Genomic DNA, 16,708 nt, shown 5'->3' with positions numbered 1-16,708 from the left:
TTAACTCACGTAAAAGCCGCAGCAATTAAGCGGCGGGCGTGCTCGCGAGCTTTTGCATCGGCGATTTGGACAACGCTCAAATCCACCGGTTCAGTTAATTCTGCCGCCAACAAAACACGCTTGTTAACCTCGGCTATTTCAGTAAAGGCCAATTCACCTCGCAAAAAGGCTGCAACCGCAACTTCATTGGCAGCATTCAGCGCCGCTGGCGCTGTTTGCCCTAAACTCGCGGCTTGTTGCGCCAACGATAAACACGGAAAACGGTGATAATCTGGCGCACTAAAATCCAATCTGGCGGCAGCCACCATATCCAGCGCCGGCACACCCGATGCCACGCGTTCGGGCCAGCCCAGTGCGTGAGCTATCGGGGTACGCATATCGGGATTACCCAATTGCGCCAACACCGAGCCATCCACGTATTCCACCATCGAGTGAATAACACTTTGCGGGTGTATTAATACTTCTATATCGTCTGGGCTGCAGTTAAACAACCAACAGGCTTCTATCAACTCCAACCCTTTGTTCATCATGCTGGCGGAATCTACCGATATTTTTTGCCCCATATCCCAGTTGGGGTGAGCACAAGCCTGCGCCGGCGTCACGCCAGCCAGCTCCGCCAAGGGGGTATCCCTAAACGGGCCGCCCGAGGCCGTAAGCAATATTTTACGCACGCCAAGCTCAGCTAAATTACAGCCGGCGGCCAAACCTTTTTGCAAAGGCAAACACTGGAATATAGCGTTGTGTTCGCTGTCGATAGGTAATATTTGCGCACCCGAACGACGGGCCTCGGCCATAAATAAGCCGCCCGCCATAACCAACACCTCTTTATTGGCCAGCAAAACTTTTTTACCTGCCTCAACTGCCGCAAAGGTAGGCAACAAACCAGCACCTCCGACAATCGCCGCCATTACCGTATCGACATCAGCAGCGCCGGCCACCTCGACTAACGCCTGCTCTCCGGCCAGCACGTGTGTGGTGCAATTAGACCCAGCTAGCTCTTGACGCAACAACTCGGCAGCACCAATATCGCTTAGCACCGCATAACGAGGCTGATGCTTGCGCACTTGAATGGCCAGCTGTTGCCAACTGGTGTTCGCGGTTAATGCGTATACTTGGTAGCGCTCGGGGTGTCTCGCCAATACATCTAACGTACTCACGCCCACCGAGCCGGTTGCACCCAATACCGTAATGCACTCCATTGAGCTACCCAACGGGGGTTTGAGACATGGCAAGCACCAGTGCAAACACAGGGGCCGCGGCGGTTAAACTGTCCATCCGATCCATTACCCCGCCATGCCCTGGCAGCAATGCACTACTGTCTTTAATCCCGCGCTCACGCTTAACCATACTTTCGAGTAAATCCCCCAATACTGAGATTAAAGAGGTAGGGATAACCAATGCCAGTATGGCCAGTAAGGCGTTGTCAGTAAGAAGCCACAAAGCTACAGAAAACAGGATATTAGCACCTACCCCACCGGCAAAACCTTCCCACGTCTTACCGGGACTTACCTGTGCCGCCAGTTTGCGTCGTCCAAACCGCCGGCCTATAAAATACCCGCCAATATCAGCACTGGCGACCACCGCAACTATCATCAGTACCAGCCAGGCACCATCGACCTGTAAGCGCACATAACTAAACCCAACCCAAGCCGGCACTAAAACAAAAAAGCCCATCAGCGCACGCAGCAAAGGCTTTGCCCACAGCACGCTACTACTGGGGTAGCCCTGCACCCACAGTAACGCTAACGCCCACCAAGTGCAGCCGACCAATAACAACTGGGTGTACCGAGAGCTCACCTGAGCCGCATCAATCGGTTCGATTATTGTGCCAAGCTGAACAATACCAACATACAAAGCAGCAATGCCAAGCGCTATTGCTTGCGCCAATAAATAAGCCACGCGCGCGGCTAAGCTTTTAAAGCCGCTTAAGTTTGACCACTCCCAAGCGCCAATCAACACGATGGTGGCAATAAAAGCAGAAAACAGCGGTAGTGGTAAGAAAAACAGCGCCAGGAGAAATACCGTGGCTAACACACAGGCGGTCAGAATTCGGAGTTTAAGCATGAGAGCCTTGTCCGCTAGTAAAGTTTGATGGCGGGTCACACTGTTCGGAGGTTTTACCAAACCGGCGTTGACGCGAAAAGAAATCGTTAGTAGCCCCTGTCAGAGCCTCAGCGTTAAAATCTGGCCAAAGAACAGGCGTAAAATGCAGCTCTGCATAAGCTGCCTGCCACAAAATGAAATTACTAATACGGTGCTCCCCTCCGGTACGAATCAAAAGATCCAGCGGCGGCAGCCCGCCCAAACAGGTAGCGCGACCAAAACAGCCTTCATCAATATCGCTCGGACTTAGCTCACCGGCCGCTACCTGAGCCGCTAATCGCGCTGCAGTATCGGCGATATCCCAGCGGCCACCGTAATCGGCAGCTATAACCAGTGTCGTTTTCGCCTCACTATCATTCGTGAGCGCTTCAGCAGTCTCGATAGCGCGATTAAGAGCAGCACTAAAGTTACGTCGGTTGCCAACTACCTTTAAGCGCACACCCTTTTTCTTCAGCGCACGGGCCTCTTTTTTTAGATACAACTGAAACAGCGACATCAACGCCTCCACCTCACGGGCGGGACGACTCCAGTTCTCACTGCTAAAAGCAAACAGCGTTAACACCTCAACGTTTAACGCCTGACAGGCTGTCATAACGTCACGGATACGCTCTACACCCTCTCGGTGCCCAGAGATTCCAGCGAGGTTGCGCTGCTTAGCCCAGCGATTATTGCCATCCATAATAATGGCGATATGACGTAAACAACTGCCTGTCACACACTTCTCCTGGGCTAATGGGCGTAGCCCGAAATTACTGTTACAGCACCCGTCTGCGCTGGGCAGGCACTGTCGACAACCTATACGGTCATCAATTCTTCTTCTTTTTGAGCCAAGACCTTGTCGACTTCGGCGATGTACTTATCGGTAATTTTCTGTACTTCGTCTTGAGTGCGACGATCTTCGTCTTCACTAATGTCTTTATCTTTAAGCAAAACCTTCACATCGGACAATACATCACGACGAATGTTGCGAATTGACACCCGGCCATTTTCAGCCTCGGCGCGCGCTTGCTTAATATAACCTTTACGCGTTTCCTCGGTCAGTGCCGGCAAGGGAATGCGAATATTGTCGCCAGTAGTGGAAGGATTAAGCCCTAAATTGGCCTTCATGATAGCTTTTTCGATCTCGGGCACCATAGGCTTCTCCCACGGCTTAATCGACAGCGTGCGAGCATCTTCAACGTTAATGTTGGCGACCTGTGCCAACGGTGTATCCACGCCATAATAAGACACCATCACACCATCTAAAATGCTCGGGTGAGCACGGCCAGTGCGGATTTTATTAAAGTTATTACCCATCGCAACAACTGCTTTTTGCATACGCGTCTCAGCGTCTTTTTTTAGCTCATTTAACATCCGAAGTATCCTCTACTATCAGTGTGCCTTCATTGCTACCAACGACAATGTTCAACAGAGCACCACTTTTGTTCATACGAAACACTCGTACCGGCATATCGTGATCACGGCACAAACAGATCGCGGTTAAATCCATAACACCCAGCTTATCTTCCAGTATTTTATCGTAAGTTAGGCAGTCATACTTAGTCGCACTAGCATCCCTCATTGGGTCGGCAGTATAAACACCATCAACCTTGGTTGCTTTTAATACGATATCGGCTTCAACCTCAATACCACGTAAACACGCTGCGGAATCAGTGGTAAAAAACGGATTGCCAGTACCGGCGGCAAAAATCACCACCTCACCTGCATTTAAGCAGCGAATGGCATGGCGGCGATCATAATGCTCGACAATACCACTCATAGGAATAGCCGACATCACCCGCGATGAGATATTAGAGCGCTCAAGCGCGTCACGCATAGCCAGCGCATTCATCACGGTTGCTAACATACCCATGTGATCGCCAGTAACCCGATCGAGCCCAGCATCACTCAGCGCCGCGCCGCGAAACAAGTTGCCACCACCAATGACCAATCCCACTTGCACACCAATCCCAACAAGCTGGCCGATCTCTAACGCCATTTTGTCGAGCACTTTGGGGTCGATACCAAAACCCACCTCACCCATTAGCTCTTCACCACTCAATTTGAGCAAAATGCGCTTGTACTTTTTATCCCTAGAATGAGAATTATGCATAGGTGGGGCTCCGCAGGCTGAAGAAGGTCAAAAACGGGGGGCAGTTTACAACAAAAGGAGGCCGGATGGACATCCGACCTCCTTTTTTATGCGCAAGATAAAGGACTTACGATTTAGAGGCAGCAACTTGAGCGGCAACTTCAGCAGCGAAGTCAGACTCTTCTTTCTCGATACCCTCACCCACTTCAAAGCGGATGAAGCTCTCAACCGTGGCGCCAGCTTCTTTTGCCAGCTTGCCAACAGTCAGCTCGGGATTCTTAACAAAAGGCTGCTCATTCAGGCTGCTCTCTTTCAAGAACTTGTTAATGCGGCCCATGGTCATTTTTTCAACGATCTCAGCAGGCTTACCTTCCATATCAGGCTGCGCCTTAATGATATCCTTTTCTTTCTCAACAACATCGGCAGGCATCTCTTCCGGCTTAACCACTTGTGGGTTAACCGCCGCAACGTGCATAGCAATATCACGCGCCAACTCAGCATTACCGCCCTCAAGCTTAACAAGAGTTGCTATACGGTTGTTCGAGTGAATGTAAACATCAACCAAACCGCCTTCAAGCACAGCAACGCGGCGCACACCGATGTTTTCGCCAATTTTTTGCACCAGTGATTCGCGAGCCGACTCTAAGTCGCCTGCCATCAACGCGGCAACATCTTCTTGCTTGGCAGCAAATGCTTTTTCCAGCACGGTGCGAGCAAAACTCAAAAAGCCTTCGTCGCGCGCAGCAAAATCGGTTTCGCTGTTCACTTCAACCACTACTGCGTAGCTGTTGTCGTCGGCCACTTTCGCCAACACAACACCATCAGCAGCGGTACGGCCGGCTTTTTTCGAGGCTTTAAGGCCACTAGCCTTACGTAGATTTTCAATCGCCAGCTCGATGTCACCATCAACCTCGGCCAAGGCTTTTTTACATTCCATCATGCCCAAGCTAGTACGCTCGCGCAGTTCTTTAACCATTGAAGCTGAAACAGCAGCCATGTATCTATCCTCTCTGAAATCTGTTGGAAAAAAGGGGCGCAGCCTATCGGCCCACCCCTTTTACGACTTACGCTAACTTATGCAAAGAATACTCGCGGCAATCTTACTCCGCAGCAGCTTCGCCTTCAGCGGCAACGTACTCGTCTTTATTGGGCACTTCTTGTGCGGCAGTGGCGCCTTCAAGACAGGCGTCTGCAATAGCACTAACGTACAAACGAACAGCGCGGATGGCGTCATCGTTGCCTGGGATCACGTAATCGATGCCATCTGGATTAGAGTTGGTATCAACCACACCAATAACTGGTATGCCCAGCTTGTTGGCTTCGGCGATAGCAATGCGCTCGTGATCAACATCAATCACAAACAACGCATCAGGCAGGCCGCCCATATCTTTAATACCACCAATAGAGCGCTCTAACTTCTCCATATCGCGGGTACGCATCAGAGCTTCTTTTTTGGTCAACTTCTCAAAAGTACCATCTTTTGCTTGCGCTTCCAGCTCGCGGAAGCGACGGATAGAGGCACGAATGGTTTTGTAGTTAGTCAACATGCCACCCAACCAGCGGTGACTAACAAAAGGCATACCAACACGCTCTGATTGCTCTTTAATGATCTTTTGAGCGGCGCGCTTGGTGCCAACAAACATGATTTGCTTCTTTTGCGAGGTTAATTGCTTAACCAAGGCAAGAGCTTCATTAAACGCAGGCACAGTGTGCTCGAGGTTAATGATATGAATTTTGTTGCGGGCGCCAAAGATATAGCGGCCCATCTTAGGGTTCCAGTAACGAGTTTGGTGACCAAAATGGACACCTGCTTGCAGCATATCGCGCATGCTAACTGTAGGCATAATAGTATTCCTAATTGTATCGGGTTAGGCCTCCATATACCCCGCCAACCAACCCCAAAGGGCACCCAGGCTGTGCGTGTCGGTACATGTGTGACGTTAAGGTTTATTCGCCTAAACTGACCTGACTTACATCAGAGTGCGTATAGACGGCGCGCTTTATACCATACAAAACCGTCCAGGGAAAGTTTTTATAAGCTTTTCACCCCGCCAGCCAAGGGCCCAACCTTAACTGCCAATGACAATCAAAGGCACGATAGCCGGCACTTAAGCTTGCAAAAACACTCCGAGCGCGGGGTGTAGTCCTGGGCGTCAATCGGTTAAACTACCCTCCACCAAAAACGCGCTCGCTGAGTGCGCGCAGTCCAAAGTGAGAAGTCATGACCGTATCTATTAAAACACCCGCTGACATCGAGAAAATGCGCATTGCCGGCCGCATGGCCGCCGAGGTTCTCGAAATGATTGAGCCTTATGTAGTAGCCGGCGTCACTACCGCCGAAATCGATAAGCGTTGCCACGATCACATCGTCGATGTACAAAAAGCCATCCCCGCGTGCCTAGACTACCGCGGTTTCCCAAAATCCGTGTGCACCTCCGTCAATCACGTTATTTGCCACGGTATTCCGTCAGAAAAAAAGACCCTGAAAAACGGCGACATTATTAACATCGATGTCACTGTAATTTTCGACGGCTTTCACGGCGACACCAGCAAAATGTATTTTGTTGGCGAAGTCGCACCGCACGCCAAGCGCCTGGTCGAGATCACCCAAGAATGCCTTTATAAAGGTATTGAGCTGGTCAAACCTGGTTGCCGCCTAGGAGATATCGGCGCCGTGATCCAGCAGCACGCCGAGGCAAACTACTACTCCGTTGTGCGCGAATATTGTGGCCACGGCATTGGCACCGTATTTCATGAAGAGCCACAAGTACTCCACTACGGCCGCGCCGGCACCGGGCTTGAATTAAAAGAAGGCATGACCTTTACCATCGAGCCGATGATCAATGCGGGCAAAGCTCAAACCAAACTCAAACGTGATGGCTGGACAGTCGAAACCAAAGACGGTCGGCTATCAGCACAATGGGAGCACACTCTTGCGGTTACCGCCGATGGCGTCGAAGTGCTCACCAAACGCACAGAAGAACCCTTTTAGCCTATGAATCAATCTCTTTCACCCTACTTTACGCGGCCACTGCTTTTTTTTGATCAAAGCCGGTTTCGTAAAGCATTGGCGGCGCAACCACCTATCTCTGTGTTTAAAGACGCAATAACCGCCGCTAACGCACAGTTTGATGTACGTTTCTGTGAGGGTGAAGATATACGCACGCTGGTGCATGAGCGGGCATTATTTGTCGACTGCTTGCTGCACTACGCCTGGTATCAATTTGACTGGCCCGACGGCATTAGCCTTGAAGCGGTTGGTGGGTATGGTCGCTGCGAGCTACATCCGCACTCAGATATTGATTTGCTCATATTGCTCGACGACGGCCTAATTGACCACTGCCAAGATAACCTTGAACGATTCTTAACTCTACTGTGGGATATAGGTTTAGAGATTGGTCACAGTGTTCGCACCGTCGAGCAGTGCGTCGAGATCGCACGCGACGACATCACTGTTGCCACCAATTTAATGGAGTCTCGCACATTAGTAGGCGACCCCAGCTTGCGCGTACACCTGTTGGAACTAACAGCATCGGAAAAAATGTGGGCCCCCGATGAGTTCTTTAAAGCCAAGTTTGAAGAGCAAAGCCTGCGCCACGAAAAATACAAAAACAGCGAATACAATCTCGAGCCCAATATTAAAAATGCCCCCGGCGGCTTGCGAGACATTCAGATGATCGCCTGGGTTGCTAAACGCTTTTTTGAGGTGCGCACCTTAAAACAACTCGACGGTAAAGGTTTTTTTACCGAAGAGGAGTTCTCGCTACTGCAAAATGGCGAAGAATTTCTGTGGCGAGTTCGCTATGGCCTACACATGGTTGCCGAGCGCGCAGAAGAGCGATTACTGTTTGACCACCAACGTGAACTGGCAAAATTGTTTGGCTATAAAGACACCGACAAGCGTTTAGGTGTCGAGCAATTTATGCACAAATATTACCGTCTGGTGATGTCGCTACGCGAGCTAAACGAAGTACTGCTGCAGTTTCTGTACGAAGCGATCATACAGCGTGGCGTTAAAAAAACCGTCACACCAATCAATGAGCGTTTTCAACGTCGCGACAATTACATCGAAGTGACTCACATTTACGTTTTTGATGAGTCACCATCGGCACTGCTAGAAATCTTTGTGCTCATGGCACAAAACCCAGACATCAAGGGCGTGCGCGCATCGACTATTCGCCTGATGCGCGAGAGCCGGCACTTAGTAGACAATGCTTTTCGTGCCGACCCAAAAAACAATCAATTATTTTTACAGTTATTCACCTACCCAGAGCATTTAGTCGAAGAGCTAAAACGTATGTCGCGCTACGGCATACTGGGCTTATATTTACCCGAGTTTGGTCTTGTTACCGGGCAAATGCAGCACGACTTGTTTCACATTTATACGGTCGATGCGCACACTTTACTGCTTATTGAAAATCTATGTGACTTCTTGCAGCCGCAAGCTAAAGAAGATTTCCCGGTGGCATGGCATGTTATGCGGCGCCTACCAAAGGTTGAGATTATTCTGCTAGCGGGCTTGTACCACGATATAGCCAAAGGTCGTGGCGGCGATCACTCCACCTTGGGGGCGGTAGACGCAGAGGCATTTGCCGTGCACCACAACCTCTCGCCCCGCGAAACTCGATTGATGCGTTGGCTGGTAGAGAACCACCTACTCATGTCACAAGTATCACAAAAACAAGACATCTCAGACCCCGACGTCATCCATGGTTTTGCGTTGCTGGTAGGCGATCAAATTCATCTTGATTATTTGTACGCATTAACGGTTGCCGATATTAATGCCACCAACCCCAGCCTTTGGAACACCTGGCGTGCCAGCTTAATGCGCACCCTTTACCTCGAAACAAAATACGCGCTGCGCCGTGGACTCGAAAACAATATAGACAAACAAGACTGGATCGAAGAAACCCAGCAGATGGCTATTAGTCGCCTCAACCGCCACGGCATTAGCACTGAGCAATGCTTACAAGTCTGGGAAGACGTCGATGACGAGTATTTCTTACGCGAATCGCATCAAGATATCGCCTGGCACACCGCGGCGATTCTTAATCACAACCATGACGACGGCCCACTAGTCTTAATTCAAGAGACATCCAGTCATGAGCTTGAAGGGGCGACGCAAATTTTTGTTTGTAGCAAAGGGCGAGAAAACGTGTTCTCGGGTGTTGCCACCGTACTCGACGCCATGAATCTAAGTGTCCAGGACGCGCGCATTTACAACTCAAAATCGGGCTACACTCTCGATACTTTTTTTGTGCTAAATCAAGATGGTGAACCGCTCGGTACAGATGCCACCGTACTGCAACGAATTTACGATGAACTCTACGAAGAACTAACCGCCACAGACAATAACCGTAGCTTCAATACCCGACGCACCCCAAGGCGACTTAAACATTTCTCGCACCCAACACGCACCAGCATTCGCAACGACATGCTCAGTGGTTACACGTTATTAGAGGTCATTAGCCCCGATCGCCCAGGTTTATTGGCGTGTATCGCCCGAATTTTTATTGATTTTGAGCTGCATTTACAAAACGCCAAAATTGCCACTTTGGGTGAGCGCGTTGAAGATATGTTTTACATCACCGACAACCAAGGCGAGCCGCTGGCCGACCCGGCTTTATGCCAACGGCTGCAAGATGAAATATGTCGCCAACTCGACGATCGTGTCGATCGCGCCGCAAAGTTTTAGAACATGCCCTGCGCTCAAGCTAGGCCTAAAAAATGCCACCTTATTGGCATTACCAACTTAACGCACTGACGACTTCACATGAATAGCGAATTAGAGCAATTACACCCCTACCCCTTTGAGAAACTGGCAGCGCTTAAAGCGGGCATTACACCACCTGCGGCACTTGAGCACATTGCTCTATCTATTGGCGAACCTAAGCACTTACCGCCAGCGTTTGTACTCGAGGCATTAAGTGACAACCTAGACCGGCTGGCCAACTACCCAGCCACTAAAGGTTTGCCCGAGTTGCGCAATTCAATTGCCGAGTGGGCCAATCAGCGTTTTAATTTGGCTCATAAGCTTAACCCAGAAACCCAAGCGCTACCGGTCAACGGCACCCGCGAGGCTTTGTTTTCATTTGCCCAAGCGGTGGTTGATCGCAACGCCTGCACTCCCTTGGTCGTCTGCCCAAATCCGTTCTACCAAATTTATGAAGGGGCCGCTTTTTTGGCCGGCGCCACACCATATTTTTTAAATTGCACACCGGCCAACAATTTCATCCCCGACTTCGCAGCGGTGCCCGCTGCCATCTGGCAGCAATGCCAACTGCTGTATATCTGCTCGCCCGGCAACCCCACCGGCGCGGTTATGAGCCTAGAGCAACTTCAATTGTTAATTGAGCTGGCCGATCGTTACGATTTTGTCATTGCCTCTGACGAATGCTACAGCGAGCTGTACCAACATGAAGCAACACCACCTGCGGGCCTACTGCAAGCTTGCAGCGATATGGGCCGCAACGACTACCGCCGCTGCGTAGTTTTTCACAGCTTATCTAAACGCTCCAACTTACCCGGCTTACGCTCGGGTTTTGTCGCCGGTGACGCCGAAACACTAAGCAAGTTTTTGCAATACCGCACCTATCACGGCTGCGCGATGCCAGTGCCCACGCAACTAGCCAGTATCGCCGCTTGGCAAGATGAAGCCCATGTATTGGAAAACCGCGATGCATACCGAGCTAAGTTTGATGCAGTGCTGGACATTTTAGACGGCTGTCTTGAACTCGAGCGACCCGCCGCTGGCTTTTACTTATGGCCCAAGCTGCCCATCAAAGGGGAAGAATTTGCCCAGCGACTATTTGCCGAACAAAACATCACTGTATTGCCCGGCGCCTACCTAGCGCGAGATACCGAAGCCGGTAACCCTGCTGAGTATTATGTGCGCCTAGCCTTGGTTGCCACCAAGGCCGAGTGCGTCGAGGCGGCTCATCGCATTCGCGCATTTGTCAGCAACCTATAACCATGAGCGAGCCCAGCAAGCAACCGACCACACAGGTCAACTTAAAAAAAGCCGAGCGGGTCGCGCTTATCCAGCAAACACTGGACGAACTCTACCCAACAACGCCTATTCCGCTGGATCATTTTGATGCTTATAGTTTACTGATCGCCGTATTGTTATCGGCGCAGTGCACCGACGCGCGGGTTAATCAAATCACACCGGCGCTTTGGCAGCTTGCCGACACCCCTTATGACATGGCAAAAGTTCCGGTAGAAGATATTAAAGCGATTATCCGCCCCTGTGGTTTATCGCCGCAAAAATCTAAAGCGATCTCGGTATTGTCGCAACGGCTAGTCGACGAATACGACGGCGCAGTACCTGCCGACATGGACGCACTAGAAACCTTACCAGGGGTTGGCCACAAAACCGCCAGTGTGGTGATGAGCCAAGCTTTTGGCGTGCCTACCTTTCCTGTCGACACCCACATTCACCGCCTAGCTCAGCGCTGGGGGCTTACCAACGGCAAGAACGTGGTACAAACCGAGAAAGACTTAAAACGCCTGTTCCCCAGGCAAAGCTGGAACAAATTGCACTTACAAATTATTTATTACGGCCGCGAGCACTGTAGCGCCCGTGGCTGCAACGGTTTAATTTGTGGTATTTGCCGCGCTTGTTATCCCGCGCGCAAGCATCCAAAGATCGCACAAAAGCCCTAACCAGTAGCAGATTTGTTATTATGAGCGCTTTTGCGCAAAGCACGTTACGGAGCCCTTATATGACAACGCCCACCTTATACGGCATTAAAAACTGCGATACGGTAAAAAAAGCGCGTCAATGGTTAGATGCCAATGGGTTTAACTACCAGTTTCACGATTTTCGGGCTGACGGCTTAAATGAAAGCAAAGTGCAGCAATGGATTGATGCTGTCGGGCTTGATGCGCTTATCAACAAACGCTCAACCACTTGGAAAGGTTTTAGCGAACAAGAAAAAATCCATATTTTTACAGCCGCTAAAGCTCCGGCACTTATTATTGCCAACCCGACCATAATCAAGCGTCCGGTACTAGAAACAGCCAGCCATACACAAGTGGGCTTTAAAGCCGAACAATACCAGTCGTGCTTGAGCTGACAAATACCCTTTTTTACGACTCACTTTTTTGACAACGCTAGCAACAGGATTGAACATGAGCAAACTTTATAGCATCGGCCTAGGTGTAGGCACGCAAAACCAAAAAGGCGAATGGCTAGAGGTTTTTTACCCAGCACCTTTGCTTAACCCAAGTGAAGCAACTGCCGCCGCTATTAGCCAAGCCCTTAACTACCAAGGTGGCAACCAAGCGCTGAGTATAACAACCGAACAAGCTACCGCACTGGCTGATGCGCTTAACGCTGCGGGCGATAGCGAACAAGCAAATGTCGCGCAATCGTTGGCCAACAGCCAACGTCCATTGGTCGCCACCCTATTAGCCACAGACGAAGCTCCAAGCAGCGTGCCAGAGGGTTATTTAAAACTGCATTTACTGTCGCATCGATTAGTTAAACCACACGGCACAAATCTTACTGGACTGTTTGGCGTGCTGCCCAACGTTGCCTGGACCAACGCTGGCGCCATCGACTTGGCCGAGCTGCCAGCCAAGCAATTACAAGCGCGCTTAAAAGGCGAGCTGCTAGACGTTGCCTGTGTCGATAAGTTTCCTAAAATGACCAACTATGTAGTGCCCGCTGGCGTCCGTATCGCCCACACAGCTCGGGTACGCTTAGGCGCTTACTTAGGTGAAGGCACCACCATTATGCACGAAGGTTTTGTTAACTTTAATGCGGGCACCGATGGCCCAGGCATGATTGAAGGACGTATTTCGGCCGGCGTTTTTGTCGGCGCGGGCTCTGATTTAGGTGGCGGCAGCTCTACTATGGGCACTCTGTCAGGCGGTGGCAATATTGTTATCAGTCTGGGTAAAGAGTGCTTGCTGGGCGCCAATGCCGGCACTGGCATTCCATTGGGTGATCGTTGCACAATCGAATCTGGCCTGTACATTACCGCTGGTACCAAAGTAGCGGTGCTGGACGACAACGGCAAAGAAGTCGATATTGCTAAGGCGCGCGATTTAGCCGGAAAATCCGACCTACTGTTTCGCCGTAACTCTATGACCGGCCGCATTGAGTGTTTAACCAATAAGTCGAGCGTACAGTTGAATGAAGAGTTACACGTAAACGCGTAACTTTTTTACAACCGTTAGTACCAACAAAAAGCCGAGTATTATGCTCGGCTTTTTGTTGGCTAGCGATAGCGCCAAGCACGGTAAAAATTATTGTGCGGCAAGCTCGGCAAGATCTAGCGTAAACGGATAACGCTCAGAAGTAATTGAATCGGCCAATTCCAATTCCAGAGTATCGGGCCTTTGACTAATAGAAAGTGACACACTTTCAACGCCAAACCAATTACGCATTTTTGCCTGATCACTCACCAACGTACCATCACGCAATGCACGCACTGCCAGTAAGCGGCTCACGTTACCGCTGTAACTCAACAGTATCTCGCCTTGGCTTATTTGTGTTACTTGCAAGCTCAGCCCTTCATCTTCCCAGCGCGCGCCCACATCAAATTCAAACTGTTCGGTGCGTGAGCTTTCGGGCACATTAAGAAAAATCTCACCCGTTAAACTTTGCGGAGTTAACACTTTAACTTCACGATCGCGAAATGATGCATCACCTTTAATCCAAGGTTTATTGTCGTCCGGCTGATACACGCCATTCATCCAATAACCGCCCTCGTAAGCAAAAGGGAAATACGTGGTTTTAACAAGCTTTAGCTGTTCACCATCGGCAAGCTCTAACGCCGTTAGACGCACAGCACCACCGCCCAAGGTACCAACCATCGGTACGGCATTCGATAGATACACACTTAAACTAACGTCCATACCGAAGCGGTCATCAAAGTCTACTCGCTGGAACGCAAGAGTTGCAGGCCCTACCGATGTTTCAAACACAGGCTTATTCCAATCGTGAGTCACCGCTGGAGCTTGTGCGTCACTCAGGGCTCGCTGCACCTCGGCCGGCTCGGATCGCGGCCATGAGTTTCCGCCAAACAAGGTATTACCTTGCTTGGGCCAAACAGACTTCACCGACAAGGGGTAGCGTGTAGAGCTAGCCTGGGTGGCAACTACCACCGCTACACTGGCAATCTCTCCATTATAATTAACCGATGCGGTTTTACCGCTACCAAACATGGCGCCGCCCCACATAGCCCCGCCAGATGACAATGGTTGGCCATTTTTATTCAACGCATGAACGTGCAGTAAATTATCCACCTCACCACTGTAACGATACTGCAATGCGTGTGGCCCGGCATCCATAAAGCGCAAGCGCAAACCATTGCTCTCGATTACTTGTCCGGCCAGCGGTTGTTGCAGCTTAATTTGCTCCACCGCTGTTACTTGGCGGTAATCGATGTAGCCTTTAAGCTCGGCTATATCGCTCACTTTAGTCTCCGGACTTAATGCGATCGTTTTACTGCCCTGAGTCGAGGTGTAAGGTACCGGCTCACCATCAACGTAGTGGGTCGCACTCATACTGGTACCGATATCGGCTGGAGCTAGGTTTTTGTCTTCGCCACACTCTAGTGCCGGCAATAAAGATTGCCCTTGTGTGTCGGTCACATCAACCAATGTAAATGTTGCCGCTGCCCCTCGGGTCGGCGCATTGGCCAAATTGAAGGCAAGCATCTTAAGTGCCACCTCCAACTGTTGCTCCTCGCTTACCTTTAATGACTCAATACCAATCGCAAATGGACCTGCCTCGGTCGCCGGCGTAAACATGCTGTTGTGAAGTTCGGGATAGCTTGCGTAAGGTTTAAACCCAGCACCGGTAATATTGGTAAATACCGGAGGGTCGGTCTCTAACCTTTCTTCGGTGGGGGCATCGTCGGAGGATGAAAACATCCCCGAGAATATTGAGCTCACCCAGTTGCTAATATCTCGCTGCAAGTGACGGTCGAAAAACACAGTGGCGCCCACACTCTCATCACTGCGTGTCACCTCTAAACGATCATAAAGCCCAGCCACCTCCGGCCAGTTTTTCTCAGCATCGGTACGCCACTCAGCAAGACGCTCATCAAATGCTTTATAGCTAGTAGCAATAAATTCGGCATCTTGGCTAAACACTTGGGCGCGCAGTTCGACGCCAGGGGGAACCGCAACAGGCTCTAGGTCGAGGTATACACCTTCCGCCGGTTGTGCCGCGGTACCAACGCCTCTCAACACCATAGCAGACATACCACCACTGGCGGCCTCGCCGATATTCTCGGGGATAAATACCGCCAATGAGGCCAGCTGATCTGCACTCACCTCTTGCCAGCGTTGCAACTCTTGGCTCGCGGGCGACTTTTGCTCTAAACGCTGCAACAACTGCGTGACGCTAGCTGGGTCGCCAATAATAATTCGATCATTGCCCAGCACCGCGCGCAAATCGGTGGCAGATTCACAGCTATTGGCGCTGGCAGTACGAAACAATAAGCCGTCGTCCAATTCAGAGGCGATCAAGTAACGCTCGCTCATCCAACGCTTAACATTGCTCGGGGTAAAAGTCCCAGACAGTACCATCACGGCACCCGTATGTTCCTCGCTGTGCAACCCCGCCAACCACAGGTGGGTCACTTGTTTACGCACATCAATACCGGCACGGGTTAAAGATTCCCAAAAATCCACCTCGCCACCGGCTGGCGAAGGCAGCTCAGTTTGCGCCCCGGCCAAACCTTCTAGGGTTACCGCGCGCGCTACATCTATATGCGCCAAAGCATAGGTGTTGGGCGAGGCAAGTGCCGTGGCCCATTGCTGTTGCTGTTCATCAAGACTGGCGGTTTGCCACAATGGTCGCGTTAACCAAAGCACAAACACGGTGATAGCTATTGCGATTAACACCAGCAACCCCATCACTATAAATGCCCGATTACGACGACGAACACCCGGACTGCGACTTGCCTCGGATGCCAAGCTTGGCTCCTCAGTTATCGCCCCAGTTACACCGCTATCGTCAGCGTCAGCAACATCTTCATCGAGCTGTTGCGCTGTATCAGAGCTTTCTAATTGGCTATCGGCAGGCGCTTCATGGCTTCCTGTTTCGGCTCCAGTGTCGGCTCCAGTATCTGTGTCGTCATCACGGCTTAGGTTGGCCGGCTCATCAGCAGCATCCGAGACCATCAGCACCGCTCCCGCAGTGGCAAACGCTTTGCGCCACTTGTACGCGTCTTGCTCGGTGGTGACTTTTTTAACCACCACCGCTTTACCGCAAAACAACATACGTAGGATTTGGTCTTCATCGCGCTTAAGCAGCTTAGCCAATTGGCTCACCACTTGAGCGCGCTCAAAGCCGGTTATTAATTCTCCTGCAAATATTAGTTTTATCATACGGGCCTCTGCGCCACTCTTAATTTAGAGTGTCACTCTCCCCTATCAATTACATGAAATCAAGCATCTCACACACAGAGTTAACGCAGATGTAGCCAGCAGCGCGGCTGGTGCTCTACTTGTGGCCACAAACCCGCTATAATTACGCCCTTTCGACTGAGTTTGCGCCACAACGATTGGCGC

Annotated in this window: 14 protein-coding genes; 6 read left to right on the top strand and 8 right to left on the bottom strand. The window is 50.8% G+C overall.

Annotated elements, in window-relative coordinates; all coding sequences use genetic code 11:
* Positions 1-5 precede the first annotated feature (5 nt).
* The 7 genes from ispC to rpsB form a co-directional block, all read right to left on the bottom strand.
* Complete coding sequence (gene ispC / locus GILYN3_RS03285; RefSeq protein ID WP_049721535.1) at positions 6-1,199, bottom strand: 1-deoxy-D-xylulose-5-phosphate reductoisomerase; 1,194 nt, start codon at positions 1,197-1,199, stop codon at positions 6-8.
* A 4-nt stretch (positions 1,200-1,203) separates the two neighbouring features.
* Entirely contained in the window at positions 1,204-2,064 is an 861-nt protein-coding gene (locus GILYN3_RS03280) for a phosphatidate cytidylyltransferase (protein WP_049721534.1), read from the bottom strand.
* Positions 2,057-2,818: a polyprenyl diphosphate synthase gene (gene uppS, locus GILYN3_RS03275; protein ID WP_084005066.1), complete on the bottom strand. Its 762-nt coding sequence runs from the start codon at positions 2,816-2,818 to the stop codon at positions 2,057-2,059. Before uppS ends, GILYN3_RS03280 begins: the two co-directional genes overlap by 8 nt.
* 80 nt (positions 2,819-2,898) lie before the next feature.
* Entirely contained in the window at positions 2,899-3,456 is a 558-nt protein-coding gene (gene frr, locus GILYN3_RS03270) for a ribosome recycling factor (protein WP_049721533.1), read from the bottom strand.
* Positions 3,446-4,195: a UMP kinase gene (pyrH, locus tag GILYN3_RS03265; RefSeq protein WP_049721532.1), complete on the bottom strand. Its 750-nt coding sequence runs from the start codon at positions 4,193-4,195 to the stop codon at positions 3,446-3,448. Before pyrH ends, frr begins: the two co-directional genes overlap by 11 nt.
* A 106-nt stretch (positions 4,196-4,301) precedes the next feature.
* Entirely contained in the window at positions 4,302-5,171 is an 870-nt protein-coding gene (gene tsf, locus GILYN3_RS03260; protein WP_049721531.1) for a translation elongation factor Ts, read from the bottom strand.
* 103 nt (positions 5,172-5,274) lie between these two features.
* Positions 5,275-6,018: a 30S ribosomal protein S2 gene (gene rpsB, locus GILYN3_RS03255; protein ID WP_049721530.1), complete on the bottom strand. Its 744-nt coding sequence runs from the start codon at positions 6,016-6,018 to the stop codon at positions 5,275-5,277.
* Positions 6,019-6,395: 377 nt separating this feature from the next.
* On the opposite strand from rpsB, the gene map reads away from it, so the two are divergent.
* The 6 genes from map to dapD all read left to right on the top strand — a co-directional run bounded on the left by map (position 6,396) and on the right by dapD (position 13,342).
* Positions 6,396-7,166, top strand: a complete 771-nt coding sequence (gene map, locus GILYN3_RS03250) for a type I methionyl aminopeptidase (protein WP_049721529.1) — start codon at positions 6,396-6,398, stop codon at positions 7,164-7,166.
* 3 nt (positions 7,167-7,169) lie between these two features.
* Positions 7,170-9,869 (top strand): [protein-PII] uridylyltransferase, encoded by a 2,700-nt coding sequence (locus GILYN3_RS03245; RefSeq protein WP_049721528.1) that lies wholly within the window; start codon positions 7,170-7,172, stop codon positions 9,867-9,869.
* A 78-nt stretch (positions 9,870-9,947) separates the two neighbouring features.
* A complete protein-coding gene (gene dapC, locus GILYN3_RS03240) occupies positions 9,948-11,144 on the top strand; it encodes a succinyldiaminopimelate transaminase (RefSeq protein WP_049721527.1) in 1,197 nt (398 codons plus the stop codon).
* A 2-nt stretch (positions 11,145-11,146) separates the two neighbouring features.
* A complete protein-coding gene (gene nth, locus GILYN3_RS03235; RefSeq protein ID WP_049721526.1) occupies positions 11,147-11,839 on the top strand; it encodes an endonuclease III in 693 nt (230 codons plus the stop codon).
* Between the two features lie 59 nt (positions 11,840-11,898).
* Positions 11,899-12,252 (top strand): ArsC family reductase, encoded by a 354-nt coding sequence (locus tag GILYN3_RS03230; protein ID WP_049722536.1) that lies wholly within the window; start codon positions 11,899-11,901, stop codon positions 12,250-12,252.
* 55 nt (positions 12,253-12,307) lie between these two features.
* Complete coding sequence (gene dapD / locus GILYN3_RS03225) at positions 12,308-13,342, top strand: 2,3,4,5-tetrahydropyridine-2,6-dicarboxylate N-succinyltransferase (RefSeq protein ID WP_049721525.1); 1,035 nt, start codon at positions 12,308-12,310, stop codon at positions 13,340-13,342.
* Between the two features lie 87 nt (positions 13,343-13,429).
* On the opposite strand, the gene GILYN3_RS03220 is transcribed toward dapD, so the two are convergent.
* Positions 13,430-16,525 (bottom strand): hypothetical protein, encoded by a 3,096-nt coding sequence (locus tag GILYN3_RS03220; protein WP_049721524.1) that lies wholly within the window; start codon positions 16,523-16,525, stop codon positions 13,430-13,432.
* Positions 16,526-16,708 lie beyond the last annotated feature (183 nt).

The organism is Gilvimarinus polysaccharolyticus (assembly GCF_001187555.1).
In the GTDB taxonomy this organism is placed as follows: Bacteria; Pseudomonadota; Gammaproteobacteria; order Pseudomonadales; family Cellvibrionaceae; genus Gilvimarinus; species Gilvimarinus polysaccharolyticus.
The sequence above is the reverse complement of the archived record's forward strand: the minus strand, read 5'-3'. Positions and strand labels throughout refer to the sequence as shown.